This is a genomic window from Anabaena sp. CCY 9910, assembly GCF_963920875.1.
Taxonomy (GTDB): domain Bacteria; phylum Cyanobacteriota; class Cyanobacteriia; order Cyanobacteriales; family Nostocaceae; genus Trichormus; species Trichormus variabilis.
In genome coordinates this window covers 85976-100705 of record NZ_CAWUDJ010000012.1, presented here as the reverse complement: position 1 = coordinate 100705, position 14730 = coordinate 85976, and the positions used below count along the sequence as shown (strand labels likewise).

The following is a 14730-nucleotide window of genomic DNA, read 5'->3' as shown; positions in this document are numbered from 1 at the left end:
TCAAGATAATTTTTTATCACGCAGAGTCGCAGAGAGATGAGAAGTATTATGGTGCAGTCAGCCAAAACAGATTCTGTCAATCAACAGACGATTGAAGGGTTAAAACTACAAATTAAGAAACTGAACAGTAAGGCTGGTCAATTGAAAATGGATCTGCATGATTTGGCTGAAGGTTTGCCAATTGATTACCAAAATTTGACAGCACTAGCAGCCGAAACTTATGAAATCTATCGTCATTTAGATGAATTAAAGTCTCAGCTAAAAAGTTTGGAGAAAAAATCATGACATGGGATATTGAACAGTTTAATAAACTTGTAAATGCAGAGGAATATTTCGATTTTTTTCAACTACCTTATGAGCCTAAAGTAGTTCAGGTTAACCGCCTGCATATTTTGAAGCAGTTTTCTCAATCTATTCAAGAGATTGATGCTAATAATTCACAAGCCAGCCAAGCAGAAAAGCTCGATTTATATTGCACAGCACTTAAACAAGCTTACGAAATTTTCTTGAGTTCTACACCTTTAGAACAAAAGTTGTTCAAGGTGTTTAAACAGAAGCCGAAAAATATTGTCATGCTGACAGAAATTGCAACAAGCTAGGAGATCAAAAAGTGGTAAATCTCACGCCTACTGAATTAGAACGTTACCGCCGCCAAATCATGCTCCCTGGTTTTGGACAAGAAGCACAGCAGCGACTTAAATCTGCAACGGTATTAGTGACGGGTGTAGGTGGGTTAGGTGGAACAGCCGCGCTTTACTTGGCGGTAGCTGGTGTGGGACGGTTGATTCTGGTTCGAGGCGGTGAGTTGCGGCTGGATGATATGAATCGCCAGATTCTGATGAGTGATGATTGGGTGGGTAAGCCAAGGGTGTTTAAAGCGAAAGAAAGGCTGGAAGATATCAGCCCAGATGTGGAGGTTGAAGCCATATTTGATTACGTTACACCAGATAACGTTGATTCCTTAGTTCAATCCGCCGATGTAGCACTGGACTGCGCTCACAACTTTGGGGAACGGGACTTATTGAATGCAGCTTGTGTACGTTGGCGTAAGCCGATGGTAGAAGCCGCAATGGATGGGATGGACGCTTATCTGACAACAATTATTCCTGGTGTTACGCCTTGTTTGTCTTGTCTATTTCCCGAAAAACCAGAATGGGATCGGCGTGGTTTTGGTGTGCTGGGTGCAGTTTCGGGAACTCTCGCCTGTCTGACAGCACTAGAAGCCATGAAGTTAATTACTGGATTTAGTCAGCCACTCTCATCAGAACTGTTGACAATGAATCTGCACCAGTTAACATTCGCCAAGCGTCGTTCTTACCGCGATCGCAATTGTCCAGTTTGCGGTACTCATTCTCAACACTATCCTCACCCTCAACAACTAAGTCGCGTTTTAGTCAATAGTCAATAGTCAATAGTTTAAAGGTATCTTTTATGACTTTAACTTTAACAGAGGCAGCAGAATTCCGGCTGCGTACTTTTCTTTTAAGTTTTAGTAAAGATGAAAATTCCACCCAACGAGGGATACGCGTTGCTGTGGAAGATGGTGGTTGTAGTGGCTATCAGTATTCCATCAAAATTATTAACGCACCCCAAGCAGATGACATGGTGCTGCAACAAGGGAAATTACGGATCTATGTTGATTCGCAAAGTGCGCCATTACTAGAAGGCGTTGTGGTTGATTTTGTCGATGGCTTGCTAGAAAGCGGATTTAAGTTTAGTAATCCCAATGCTACTGATACCTGTGGCTGTGGGAAATCATTCCAAGCAGGTAATTGCAGTCCGGCTGGCGTTCCTTGTAGTTGATACCCTAAACCCTATTGATTTGGAGGATACGAAGATGACGACTTATCAAGTGAGATTGATTAATAAGAAGAGAGCGATCGACATTACTATTCCTGTTGATGAAAATACCACAATTCTAGATGCCGCAGAACAACAAGACATAGAGTTACCCTTTTCCTGTCAATCTGGGTCTTGCTCTAGTTGCGTCGCTAAAGTGGTTGAGGGTGAAGTTGATCAGTCCGAACAAGTATTTCTCGATGAAGAGCAAATGGCTAAAGGATTTATTGTCCTGTGTGTCTCCTATCCCCGTTCTGACTGCACAATTCGCACTCATCAAGAACCCTATTTAGTTTGAGTCTTGACTCCACAGTTAGTAGTCATTCTCCTCTGCCCCCTCTGCCCCCTCTGCCCCTCAGACCCTTACAATTACGAACAATCACCCTATGGCAACACTCACTGGTTTAACCTTTGGAGGTCAAGTCTGGACACCCCAATTTGTAGAAGCAATTAACCAAGATAAATGTATTGGTTGTGGTCGATGCTTTAAGGCTTGCGGCCAGAATGTGCTAATACTGCGAGCGCTGAATGAAAATGGCGAATTTGTAGAAGATGAGGAGGGAGAAGAAATCGAACGCAAAGTAATGTCTATTATTCATCCAGAGTATTGTATTGGCTGTCAGGCTTGCGCTAGGGCTTGTCCGAAAAATTGTTACACCCATAGCCCACTTGAACATAATTAAAGATTTTTAAGTCTTCAATTATGTGAAATCTGTCAAGCAGTAGTATTTTTTACCGAATAGAACAACTAAATTTCAGAAAAATAGGAGTGAAAAGTAACCTAAATTCGCTTTTTACTCCTTTATTGTTTGAATTAACTCTATAAAGCCACAATTTCCTCAAAAAAGCTAATATTTTTTCAAAATTACTTTTATTATATAGGGAAAAGTAAAATTTATTACAAATGAATATAGCGTAGTCTTATGTATAATAAATACAATAATCTTTGTGCAAAAATAAAAATTTGTTTAATAGTTCATAATGAACAAAATTTTAATGTCTTAGCAGTTACAAAAGGTACTAATAACAATTATAAGGAGCCAGAAGTTAGAAATTTTTTTGGATAATAGAAAATCAAGAAATTCCTTCCGTGGTAACGTAAATCACGCTCATTCCAGTTAAAGGTTTGGACTAGAGAATAAACAAGTTCAATTTAGCAGCCTGAGTGTAAATAACAAAAATATCTTACTTGTAAGTCTGCTAGGCTGGCAAATAAAACTTTTTACTAAACCTGACAAATCATACTCATTTAATACCTGAAAAACAAAAAAATTCCCAAAATTGAAAATAATTTTTACCAATGAGGGAGATTCTTAGTCGGTTTATTAGCAGCATATCACATACAAAACAGAGATTTCAAGAGATTTAATTAGTAAATCAAACAAAATGGTAAATCAGCAGCATAAAAAACCAATTTTTGCTCTAATTATTTGGTCTGATAACTAATAGGCTAAATGTAAGCGATGATCATTTATCAAAGCTAAGAATATACACAACAAGCACATTCAAAAATAATTGAAAGATGTGGCGGTTAATACTGCCAATTTACTCGATTTATTTTTGAGATTGGGCAATAGCAGCATCCAGTAACTTCAGCACCTTTGCCAAGGCGAGGAGTTTATAACAGCTGAATGTTTCCAATATTTACATCTGTGGTTAGCATTTCTACTTTAAAATCAGTTGCACAAAACTATGCCCTACGCCATTACTAATCGTTGTATTCAGTGCGCTACCTGCGTTCCCCTATGTCCTAAAGGTGCGATCAAAGTTATAGACGGTGATTACTGGATTGACCCTAGTTTGTGTAATAACTGTGAAGATTATCTTGAGCCACAGTGTGTAATTTGTTGTCCTGTCAATTCTCCCATCCCTTCTCAACCGAAAAAGGGAAGATACAAACTTGATGACAGAAAGGTTCCTAGTCCAGAACTTTTTGCGGATGGGAAAAGCCATCCTTTTGCATCAGCGATCGCCATCTGGGAATTATGCAATGTTTTAGCACAGAGACAGTCTCTCCCTTGGGAAACTGATGAGTCGGGAGAACTGTATTATCAACGACAAATTAATCGCGGTAAGGGAGCGATCGCCTTTCGAGTTACAGATAGCGTACAATCAGAGCCATCAGCCATCCTCAAAGGTGCAAAAGCTTTATCTACAATCAAAACCTTTGATATTAGAGCTGCTTGTATGCACCTGCTCTATGCTGCTTATGCGACTAATTTAGATAAGCCTTGGGAAGAAGAATTTACTATTAACGACCAGCAAATTGAGCAGTATTTAGGACTAGATAAACGTAAGGATTTGAGCAAAATTACCAAGCTAAATTTAATCAAAGAACTAGCTCAACAACCATGCAGAATTATAGCTTCGATTAATTTACCTGCCCAGGGAAAAATTAAAGAAATTTGTCTAGAAAATAGCCGTTTATGGCATTTATTGAATATTCAACATCACTTTCAGGAAGACGAATCTGGATGCAAACATTTAGTAGGATTGACTTTGACAATAAAAGCTGGTGAATGGGCGCAATACTTTCTCAACAGACAAGGTTGCAAAGAGCGTACAGCGTTCTATCAATATGGTACTTTACCCAAATTCTTATTAACTACAATAATGAAGATTTGGCAGCAACATGAGGGTGCTGCTCGGATGATGCTATGGTTATTATTTAAAATTAAGTTAGGCAAAGAACAGTGCATTACAATTCCTATGCTGATGAAAGTTGCTTACGGAGAGCGACGAATCCAGCAAGTAGCCTTGCAACCAGAAAATCGACAACGTCTTTTAAAAATATTTGAAAGTGATTTAGAAGTACTTAACCACTATGGGATGAAGCCGATATTTGATCCAGTTACCTATCCATTAGAAATTCAACCTTTGTGGTCTAAATTAGCGGATATTCCAGAAGATGGCGAAGCAGCAATAGATTTTTGGATTCATGATGGTAATAATGAAAATCGTTTGACTGATGCTGCTCCTCGTGGTAAGTGGAATCGATTAATGAATGCTCGCATCTTACATTTTGAAATGCCACCAGAGTGGAAAAAGCTGCTTACCAAGCCCAAGAAAAAGCAACGAATTAGCCACAATAAGACAAACTTAAAGCCGCCAATAACTCTTTCTACAGAATTTATTATTGAGGCTAGAAAAAAACTAGGTTTAAGCCAAAGAGATTTAGCGAAGTTAACAGGTAAAAGCCAGAGTTGGATTCGTGATATTGAAAATGGTCGTTTTCAAGCTAAGTTAGAAGATCAAATGGTATTGCGAAAAGCATTAGGTATAAGTTAGCTCAAGAATTAACTATTCAAATCCTCACCCTCACCCATCCTGAAGCTGTGCCGAGGATTCCAGGCTACTCTAGTGTAATATTCCAGCTTGAGAAAATCAGGATGTTTCTCAATCTGAGATATCAAGTATTGATTGACACCAACTGATTATCTACGGTAGGAGTATTGTGTCTATGGGCGTGGTCGGCGTTTTTTGTCCACTATACTCTTCTTTTTTCTTTAGTTTTGTTTAAGTACTGATAACCAGATATACACAACGTCTATCGCCCGCCAAAATGTGTTCAATTCGTTCAACGCTCACATCGTCACCTAAAGCCGCTTGAAAGATTTCTAACTCCATCTGACACAGCCCAGCACAAGCAGTTGCCACCGCACAAATGGGGCAATGTTTTTCAGCGAAGAGAAAGGTACCATCGGCTTGAGCTGTAACCTCTGCCATGTAGCCTTCCTCAGTTCGCTGCGCTGCTAACGCTTCTAGTTGCTGTTGAAGCGGAGTATGGCGAGGCACAATCGCTCGATACGCTTGAATTTGTTCGCGAGTTCTAACTTCTAGTAGCCGATCAAATCCCTCTTCACCAAATGCCTCTTTCATTGAGTTAATCAGACCCAACGTTAACTCAGCGTAGCGATCGGGGAAAAAACGATCGGCAGCAGGCGTTAACTCCCATAACTTGGCAGGTCGTCCCATTGGACGCGCTTGTTTCTGGTACGTCACCAATCCTTCTTTTTGCAAAGCGTAGAGATGCTGCCGCACTGCCATTGCAGTGATGTTCAAGTAGGAGGCGAGCGTTTCCGCATCTATCGATCCTTCTTGCTTGAGCCATTTGACAACCGCCTGTCGAGTCCGAATGCTAGTTGATTCTACTGGTCGACTAGTTTTCATAATCAACAAATTAAAGAAAAGTCTTTACAAAGTCAAGCAGGATACTTATGATGATTCTAAAGATTTATCTTTAAAAAATAAATTAAGCTGTAATGCAGTCTAGCACCTAGAAAAAACAAATATTACTACTATCCATTATCTTGAAGCCATGTACAGTCTAAGGAAGTAAAGCAAGCAATGTTAGCCTCAGACTTGTTAGTTATTGACTTTGCTCAAAAGGATGATGTGCTAAAGCTTTACCCTGAAGCGCCCCTACTTTCCAGTGACAAAGCCCAATGGGATGGTATTCAACTGCAATATCATCGACATCCGCCACATCAGCTTTCGGAAAATTATTCCAAGCAGCATCGCATTATCATTCACGATCGCAGTCCTTCGCCGCCAATGGTTGAAGAGATGATCGAGCATCGTTTTCAAAAGCGACAATTTGGATATGGCGATGTGACGGTTGTGCCTGCTGATGTCCTCAATTCTGCTTATTGGAACACCGAGTACGAATTTATTACCCTCAGTTTTGAGGCGAGGACGTTTGCACGTCATACCTTCGATCTGACAACTGCCACTGATATCGAGCTTGTCCCCAGTTTCAGCAAACCTGACCAGCTGATTTACAGTCTTGGCTTCGCGCTCAAGTCAGAGCTGGAGTCTAGCGGAGTTGGCAGTCGTCTCTATATTAATTCGCTAACAGCTGCTCTGATGACTCATTTATTGCGGCACTACTCAGCCCAAAGATCCATCTCTAGACCTCAGAGTGGTTTAGCCAAACGCCAATTGCAGAAGGTGATTGATTTCATTCATCAAAACCTTGAACAGGACTTGGCACTTGCCGAACTAGCAGCCATTGTGCAAATGAGTCCGAGTTATTTTTCAACGTTATTCAAACATTCAACCGGGTTAGCACCGCATCAGTATGTGATTCAGTGCAGAGTAGATCGTGCCAAGCAATTGCTACGACAAAGTAACCTAACGATCGCAGAAATTGCCTACAGTCTTGGCTTCACCCATCAAAGCCATCTCAGCCGCCACTTCAAACGATTGGTGGGTGTAAGTCCCAAAGTATTTATTAAAAGTCAGTAAGAATGTGTCCAAAAACTCAAGAATGTGCAAGACAGCATTGAGGCGGTTTTGTAGAGTTATTTTATAAAGATTATTCTTTATAAAGTGCAGCTATAGCAGCTGAAGTTTGCTGGAACAATCGCATATTTGATGCAAAACCAAGGCTTTTTTGACAGATACAACTTGGATTTCAGGAGTTTCACAATGAAACGACCCCAGTTCATTGTGGCAGTAGCCATTTTCCTCATCACCCACGCAACGAATTTGCAAATTCCCCTGTACGGTACTTATGCAAAGATGGCAGGTTTTGGTAGTGGTGTTTCGGCGATCGCTTTCTCAACCTATATTGCAGGATTGGTGCCGACGCTGGTTCTGCTGGGTGGAGCCTCTGACCGGATTGGACGCAAAACTATCATCCTCACAAGTTTGCTATTGGCTTGTGTCGCAACGTTTTTAATGATTGTTCAGCCGAATATCTACACGCTGTTTGTCACACGAGTTCTACAAGGAATTAGTGTTGGTTTCATGACTGGAACAGGAACGGCATACCTATCAACGCTGATGCCACAAAATGCCACGAAGGTTGCTGCTTACGTCAGCTTAACTACTGCTTTGGGCTTTTCCAGTGGTGCGCTGTTTACAAATGCCACTTTGTTTTATCGCTATTCACTGGTGCCGTTTAGCTATTGGGTCGTCTTTATTTTGCTTCTGGGCTGTATTGGTTTAACCATTAGTATTCCAGAACAGGCAACGGCTTCAGCAGTGTTGATCCGGCTGCCAAGTTTCTCAATGGGCGCAGTTTGGGCGGGGTTAGCGATCGCATTGGCATGGTCTTTGGCAGGAATTGTCGGTGTCATTTTACCTACCCAGCTAACAAGATATGGGCTACCGAACTGGGCAGGTTTAATGCTATTCATCATTACGATCGCAGGGGTTGTGTTTCAACCTTTTGCCCGTCGGCTAGAGGCTCGGCGATCACTTCAGATCGGTGCTGTCCTGCTGGTAGCTGGCTATTTTAGCTTCACATGTGGAGCGTGGCTTGGTTATTTAGGGTTGGTGCTGGCAGGAGTGGCGATCGCTGGAACGGCGTGCTACGGGTTCACCTACCTGGGCGGATTGGCTGAAGTGGTACAGATAAGCGGCACTCAATCTGCGAGATTCACCTCTGGCTATTTTGTCTGCGCTTATTTGGGGTACGGCATTCCTGTAATTCTGATTGGCTTTGTGTCTGACAAATTTGGCGTGATGCAGGCGTTATTTGGCTTTGGCGCAGTCTTGCTGGTTTGCAATGCCCTACTCTTTGTCAGATATCAACGAATAGCAAAAAACCAGCAGGATGCTTAGTCATCTTGATTTATAAGCTGCAATCGTACTCACACAATACTTAAATGTAATTGTTTTTTTGACTCTACAAACAGGTTTTAAGAGGATTAATCCATGAAACTTCTGCACCTTGATTCTAGCCCACGCGGCGAGCGCTCTATCTCACGCACTTTGACCCAACAATTTGTGAGTTTGTGGAAACAAATGTATCCAGATGTTCCTGTCATTTATCGCGATTTAGGACGTTATCCAGTACCCGCGATCGATGAAGCGTGGATTGCTGCTGCGTTTTGTCCTCCATCTCAACTCACTCCAGAATTACAATCTGCCTTGATGATTTCCGATGAGTTGATTGCTGAACTGCTGGCGGCAAACCTCTATATCTTTGGCATTCCTATGTACAACTATAGTGTACCTGCCAGTTTCAAAGCATACATCGATCAGATTGTGAGAGTCAGACGGACGTTTGTGCTGAGTGCTGATGGTTACGAAGGACTGTTAAAAGATAAAAAAGCGTTGGTAATTACAACACGAGGCGGAAGCTATGCAGGCGAACCACTCGATTTTCAAGAGCCTTATTTGCGTGCAGTGTTTGGCTTCATTGGTATAACTGATGTCACGTTTATCCATGCCGAAAATCTGGCAATCGGGTCTGAAGAACGACAACTAGCGATCGCAACTGCTCATGAAGCCATTCAACAAGTTGTAGAAACTTGGCAATCTAGTACCTGCATCTGAATCGAGCGACTAAGTTCTGCATTGCCTGCAATGCCTTGCTCTCTATCTTTTCAATGATTATGAATCGCAATATCGTTTGGCTAATGGCAATTACCAGTGGGGCTGCTGCTGCCAACCTGTATTACAACCAACCCCTGCTTGCAGCAATTACTCAGAATTTGAACGCCTCTGTTCAAGACGCAGGATTAATTCCGACGTTAGGACAAATTGGCTATGCAATGGGCAACTTTTTCATCGTTCCTCTCGGCGATCTTCTAGAGCGCAGACGTTTGCTCGTTAACATGCTTATTGGAACTGCTCTAGCTTTAGCTGCGGCTGCTGTTTCTCCTACCATTGGCTGGTTAATTATTGCTAGCTTCATCGTTGGGGTAACGACGATCGTACCTCAGCTCGCGGTTCCCTTTGCAGCTTTACTTGCTCCTGCGGCAGTGCGGGGCAAAGTTGTCGGCACAGTCATGAGCGGACTGCTGACTGGCATTCTTCTCGCCCGGACGGTGAGTGGCTTTATTGGTGCAGAACTAGGTTGGCGGGCGATGTATTGGATTGCGAGTGGCGTAATGTTGATGTTAGCGATCGTTCTGTTTCGGGTGCTGCCCAACAGTCAGCCTGCGGTCATGTTTACTTACCGAGAATTGATGCGATCGATGTTGAAGTTGGTTCGAGAGCCTGTGTTGCAAGAAGCTTCAATTACAGGTGCAATGGCTTTCGGGGCATTTAGCGTTTTTTGGAGTACCTTGATTTTTCTATTAGAACAACCACCTTATCAATATGGCAGCGAGGTCGCTGGGTTGTTTGGGTTGATTGGGGTCGTTGGAGCCGCAAGCGCGCCACTAGCTGGCAAACTTGCCGATCGCAGAAGTCCGAGACTCGCGATTGCACTGGGCTTACTCGCAACTACTGTGTCTTTCCTGGTGTTTTGGTTATTTGGATACCAACTATGGGGACTGATTGTTGGCGTGATTTTGTTAGATATGGGGGTACAGGTGACAACAGTATCCAACCAGGCATTGATTTACAGGCTACCTGAAGAAACGCATAGCCGTTTGAATGCGCTGTTTGTCACATTCTATTTCTTTGGTGGCGCGATCGGTTCATTCCTGGGTGCTTACGGCTGGAATCTCTGGCGATGGAATGGAGTTTGTACCGCCGGGATGTTTTTGTCGATCGTTGCTTTTGCAGCACTCACGCTTGGACGTAAGCGTTAACCCCTCTAAAAATCTACTACTGAAGTATGCAAAATTATTGGTTTGCAAATTTTCATATACTGGGTTGTTTGAGTGTTTTGAGCTTCGTCATCCTTAAGGGAGCAACTCCTTCCCTAGCCAAGACTGTTGAGTCTTTAACTTTTGAGGAAAAACAAGCAACAGAGGATGTCCCTACACTTTCTCCTGTTGCTCCAACTTCAATTACTCAGCTAATTCCTGAAAGTATTCCCCAAGAATCAAACACAACGCTACAAGGACAAGTGACTTCAGTAAATCAACTAGATGATGTTCAACCGACAGATTGGGCATTTCAGGTGCTTCAGTCTTTGATCTCTCGATATAACATTCTTACAGGCTATCCAGCCCAAACTTTTCGGGGCGATGTCTCACGACAAGCCGCTTTGCATCTAAGAGCAATGACTCGCGACGAATTTGCACTAGCATTGAACATAACACTTAAACAAATCAGCGAACAAATTGCTCAAGGAACTGGTTCACGAATATCTCGTGATGATTTAGAGACACTACAACGACTTCAAGAAGAGTTTTCTGGCGAACTCAGCAAACTACAAGAACGTGTAGATGGATTAGCAGCCCGAACTGCTGAGTTGGAAGCAAATCAGTTCTCGACAACCACCACATTATCAGGAATAGTTGTATTTGGAGTCACTGGCGGAGGCTTTAGCGGCGATCGCATTGTTGATGTCACAAGCAGAGAAATCGCGACAAAAGATCCAAACCTTACATTCCTTTATCGAGCTACCCTAGACTTCACTACAAGTTTTAATGGAACAGATGCACTAGAACTCTGGCTGGAAATTGGCAGCAATGGGGCAGATGACAATGCAGCAGGATTATTAGAACCCAGTTTTGGCAGCGTTTTAGACTATTCAGCCAAACCGCCTGTTGAAGAGTTTGGCGTGTCCCGTCTGAATTATACGTTTTCTCTATCTGAGGATTTGACGCTTTCCCTAGGCCCAGTCATCAGTCTGACTGACTATGTAGACTTAAATCGCTATGCAAATGTCAGTTTTCTAGACTTCTCTACGCAAGCGTTGGTAAACAACTATATTCTTTTCCCAGTTCAAGGGCTAGGAGCGGGTGCTGCTATCAGGTGGAATCCTAATGAAGGCGCATTTACAGCACGAGCTGCTTATGTGGCGGCATCTGCCAGTCGATCAAAAATAGAGAGTTCATCTCCAGTTCCTGGTATTTTCCCACTGGGATACATTCTTTATCCCAACGGACGAGGAGAAGGAGGGCTGTTTGGCGATCCTTATCAAGGAATCATTGAGTTAGAATACGCTCCTTCGAGAAGGTTTGCGCTACGCTTGCAATATACGAGCGGTAGTATTTTGGGAGGGAACTTTGATGTCTTTGGAGCCAACTTGGAATTGACGCTTTCAGACCGTTTTGCTGTTTTTGGACGCTACGGTTATGGTAGCTACGCTGATACTGCCTTTGGTGATTTAAAGCCTAGCTATTGGATGGCAGGTGTAGCTTTTCAGAATCTATTCCTTGAAAATGCTCTGGCAGGCATAGCTGTAGGTCAGCCGTTTATCGCAAGTGAAATAGGAGATTCAACACAAACGAATTTCGAGGCTTTCTACAATTTCCCAATTAATGACCATATCCGTGTCACACCTGTATTTCAAGTGATTACAAATCCAGCTAATCAAAGCGTCAATGGCACAATCCTTACAGGTACACTCCGCACCGTCTTCTCGTTCTAACAAACAGAATTCTCCAATTGAATTCTGTGCGAGTGGTGAGTCCAGTCTTGAAGGAGGGTTTCCCTCCGTAGGGAACTGGCGTTAGCGTAGCGGTAGCGACGTAAGGAGCGTCACCCGAAGGGCGAATGTAGCTTGCTTCTCCGTAGGAGTATAAACGGGTTTAAAATCCCCACTAAATTAAAAATTTAGCGGTCTACAATTAGTGGCGGGTCTGAATCCCCCACGAATTGATTCTGATTCCTGAATTCTGACTTCTGGATTCTTCTTCAACAGCGTTCATCAGCATTCCCCCTCAACATCACATAAAAACAGCAAATGTACGCAACCAAACACCAATCCGCGTTCATCTGCGTACATCTGCGTTCTAATTAATGCACTAACTCAATCGCTCGCTTAGTCAACGCCTCAGCAGTCAAACCATTAAACGCCATCAACTCACCAGCACTAGCTGTAGTCTCCCCACGCTTCCAGGCGAATGTATCGCGCTTGCTATTACTCCGCAACATGATGGGTTCTAACATCGATGCAACACCACCAGTAACACCAATTAACGCATCACCAGCAAATAATTCAGCGAATTTCGCATCATCAATGAAATTGCCATCGGGTTCAGAACAGGTATCCCACGCTACATCATGAGGACGATATAAACGCCGGGGATTAATTACAGAAACTATCTTCACACCGATACCTTCAGTTTCTAAGAAAGCGGCGGCTTCAAAGACGGGAATTAATGTCATGTCGCCGATGACAGCAAACACAACTTGCTTACCACCAGGAATTTCATGCAGCACTACTGCACCTTCTTCTAAACCTTGACGGGTTTGGGCAAAGGTGGTGCGAATTGGTAAGGGTGATTTACTGGCGGTGATGACAATGCCTTTATTCTTAGTTGTCAACGCCCAGTCATAACAAACTTGGGTACTGTTAGCATCGGGGGGGAATACGGGGAATACATTGCCGTTCCGCATCATGGATGCAAAGTAAGCTTCGATTTCTGGACGTTGGTGTGTCCAGCCGTTGCGTCCTTGTTCTAGTGCGCCGGCGGTGAATAAGGTAATTGTTGAGGGAGTTGGGCGGCGTAATTCTGCCATTGCTTGGATGACGGTTTGCCAGATTGGTAAGCCGTTAATGGCAAAGGATTCGTAAGAACACCAGAGGGTTCTTGCACCCATCAAGGATAAACCCGCCGCTAAACCTGCACAAGCATCTTCACTCAGGGGTTCGTAAACTTGGCCGTTTGGTGCTTGGTTATATAAGTCGTCGGTGGTGGGGTGGATAATCTTTAAGGCTTGGTTGATGTTACCTATACCTGATGCTTCGTTTCCGTCAGCGTTAGTGACGAGGAAACTGGGGTCTTTTTGTCCGACTGCACCGACGATTTGTCCCATTGCGGTGGTGGAAACTTTGGGTTCACCACCGACTGCATATTCTTCTAATGGTAATGCGCCTAAATCTGGTAATGGTAACTCAAATTCTGTCACCACTGTTTTAGCGGCGGGGCCTCCCCCTGCGCGTTCGGCGTTGGTTCTGACGGTTTGCCAAGCTGCGGGGGATAATGCCCGTTTTTGTAAGGCGGTGATAATATGGGGTGCGTCTAGGGTGTCTTTGGGATAGAGGTTGTGAGATTTTGCACCCTTGGCGTGAACGCCTGCGCCTTTGAGTTGTTTGATGATGAAGACTGTCAGTTTACCACCCAGGGCGGAACGGGCGGCTTTATCTACGGCGACGAGTACGGCTTGGGTGAAGGCTAGACGCTGGGTAAAGGAGAAGATGGTACTGTCAACATAATCTCCTGGTTGGTTTTGATCGTCAAATTCTTTGGCATCAACTAATACAACTTCTTCAAAACCGTTACCTTGCCAATATGCTGTCATCTGTGCGTTGGTTTTGAGGGAAACCATGCTGTGATGTTCTTGGCTGTAACCGTTCCACACCAACACGGGTAAGAAGTTGGTGACGCTGGGATAGGCGGTGTTAAAGTGCGCCATTGAACTCATGATGTATGGTTCACCTAGTCCACCGTCGCCGAGGGTGAAGGGGAAAAGTTTGTCACGGTGGAGGAGTGCAGCCGCCATTGCAAAGTGCTGTCCTTGTCCCAAGGGGCCGGCGGGTGCAAGAATACCGGGGATGTAACCGGAAAGGTGTCCTAATAATCCATGTTTTTCGCGGAAGCGATCGCGCAATTGTTGTACTGTAGAAATGCCCATATCCTCCAAGGAGCGATCGAGGAACATGGCACTATAAAATCCGGGGGCATGGTGTCCGACTTCGGTAATAATATTTTTATACCCCAGCATGACCAAAGCCGCGTAAGCTTCCGCTTGGCTAGCAAACCCGCCTGGATGTCCAGAAGCCTTACTACCAGTGATTTGTAGTGTCAGGTAGCGTAAGGCATCAGCAGCGAGTAAAGTTTGATATACAGCTTGAGGGTTTGTTGGATCGGCGATCGCTACTTTTCCCGATTCTATCGCAGGTGTGGCACCATAAGTTTCAAAATCTGGTAGTGCTTCACCAAAATATTGAATACCTTCCGCAAATTCGGGAAGCGCTGACGAAGCCTTGGGTGTGATTGCAGTCATGCTGAGTACCTGATAAGGATGATGGGAAACTATTGATGCTCGATGAATTTAACAGAAATTTTACATCTTTAGCGTTGTATCAGT

The 14730-nt window shown here is 43.6% G+C and carries 14 protein-coding genes; 12 read left to right on the top strand and 2 right to left on the bottom strand.

What is annotated here, in order from left to right:
• The first annotated feature begins 48 nt into the window (after positions 1 to 48).
• The 7 genes from ACM5QX_RS11930 to ACM5QX_RS11900 all read left to right on the top strand — a co-directional run bounded on the left by ACM5QX_RS11930 (position 49) and on the right by ACM5QX_RS11900 (position 5127).
• Positions 49 to 285, top strand: a complete 237-nt coding sequence (locus ACM5QX_RS11930) for a CCE_0567 family metalloprotein (RefSeq protein ID WP_414753689.1) — start codon at positions 49 to 51, stop codon at positions 283 to 285.
• Positions 282 to 599 (top strand): nitrogenase-stabilizing/protective protein NifW, encoded by a 318-nt coding sequence (gene nifW / locus ACM5QX_RS11925; protein WP_414753688.1) that lies wholly within the window; start codon positions 282 to 284, stop codon positions 597 to 599. The genes ACM5QX_RS11930 and nifW overlap by 4 nt, the downstream gene beginning before the upstream one ends.
• 11 nt (positions 600 to 610) lie before the next feature.
• Positions 611 to 1408 carry a HesA/MoeB/ThiF family protein gene (locus tag ACM5QX_RS11920; protein WP_414753687.1) on the top strand — a complete coding sequence of 266 codons (798 nt, stop codon included), beginning with the start codon at positions 611 to 613 and terminating at the stop codon, positions 1406 to 1408.
• A gap of 23 nt (positions 1409 to 1431) precedes the next feature.
• The gene (locus tag ACM5QX_RS11915) at positions 1432 to 1803 is read left to right on the top strand and encodes an iron-sulfur cluster assembly accessory protein (protein WP_011320937.1); all 372 of its coding nucleotides are present in this window, start codon (positions 1432 to 1434) and stop codon (positions 1801 to 1803) included.
• 34 nt (positions 1804 to 1837) lie between these two features.
• On the top strand, positions 1838 to 2137 hold the full coding sequence (locus tag ACM5QX_RS11910; protein ID WP_011320938.1) for a 2Fe-2S iron-sulfur cluster-binding protein: 300 nt from the start codon (positions 1838 to 1840) through the stop codon (positions 2135 to 2137).
• 88 nt (positions 2138 to 2225) lie between these two features.
• Positions 2226 to 2522, top strand: a complete 297-nt coding sequence (gene fdxB, locus ACM5QX_RS11905) for a ferredoxin III, nif-specific (RefSeq protein WP_414753686.1) — start codon at positions 2226 to 2228, stop codon at positions 2520 to 2522.
• A 1009-nt stretch (positions 2523 to 3531) separates the two neighbouring features.
• Positions 3532 to 5127, top strand: a complete 1596-nt coding sequence (locus tag ACM5QX_RS11900) for a helix-turn-helix domain-containing protein (protein WP_414753685.1) — start codon at positions 3532 to 3534, stop codon at positions 5125 to 5127.
• 228 nt (positions 5128 to 5355) lie between these two features.
• Here the strand turns inward: ACM5QX_RS11900 and ACM5QX_RS11895 are convergent, their stop codons facing one another.
• On the bottom strand, positions 5356 to 6009 hold the full coding sequence (locus tag ACM5QX_RS11895; protein WP_414753684.1) for a helix-turn-helix transcriptional regulator: 654 nt from the start codon (positions 6007 to 6009) through the stop codon (positions 5356 to 5358).
• A gap of 177 nt (positions 6010 to 6186) precedes the next feature.
• On the opposite strand from ACM5QX_RS11895, the gene ACM5QX_RS11890 reads away from it, so the two are divergent.
• The 5 genes from ACM5QX_RS11890 (at position 6187) to ACM5QX_RS11870 (ending at position 12064) form a co-directional block, all read left to right on the top strand.
• Entirely contained in the window at positions 6187 to 7086 is a 900-nt protein-coding gene (locus ACM5QX_RS11890; protein ID WP_414753683.1) for a helix-turn-helix domain-containing protein, read from the top strand.
• A gap of 183 nt (positions 7087 to 7269) precedes the next feature.
• Positions 7270 to 8409: an MFS transporter gene (locus tag ACM5QX_RS11885; RefSeq protein ID WP_414753682.1), complete on the top strand. Its 1140-nt coding sequence runs from the start codon at positions 7270 to 7272 to the stop codon at positions 8407 to 8409.
• A gap of 93 nt (positions 8410 to 8502) precedes the next feature.
• Positions 8503 to 9126 carry an FMN-dependent NADH-azoreductase gene (locus tag ACM5QX_RS11880; protein WP_414753681.1) on the top strand — a complete coding sequence of 208 codons (624 nt, stop codon included), beginning with the start codon at positions 8503 to 8505 and terminating at the stop codon, positions 9124 to 9126.
• Between the two features lie 59 nt (positions 9127 to 9185).
• Entirely contained in the window at positions 9186 to 10331 is a 1146-nt protein-coding gene (locus ACM5QX_RS11875; RefSeq protein ID WP_414753680.1) for an MFS transporter, read from the top strand.
• A gap of 26 nt (positions 10332 to 10357) precedes the next feature.
• Positions 10358 to 12064 carry an iron uptake porin gene (locus ACM5QX_RS11870; protein ID WP_414753679.1) on the top strand — a complete coding sequence of 569 codons (1707 nt, stop codon included), beginning with the start codon at positions 10358 to 10360 and terminating at the stop codon, positions 12062 to 12064.
• A 368-nt stretch (positions 12065 to 12432) separates the two neighbouring features.
• Here ACM5QX_RS11870 and ACM5QX_RS11865 read toward each other — a convergent pair whose 3' ends face one another.
• Positions 12433 to 14646: a phosphoketolase gene (locus tag ACM5QX_RS11865; RefSeq protein WP_414753678.1), complete on the bottom strand. Its 2214-nt coding sequence runs from the start codon at positions 14644 to 14646 to the stop codon at positions 12433 to 12435.
• Between the last annotated feature and the right edge of the window lie 84 nt (positions 14647 to 14730).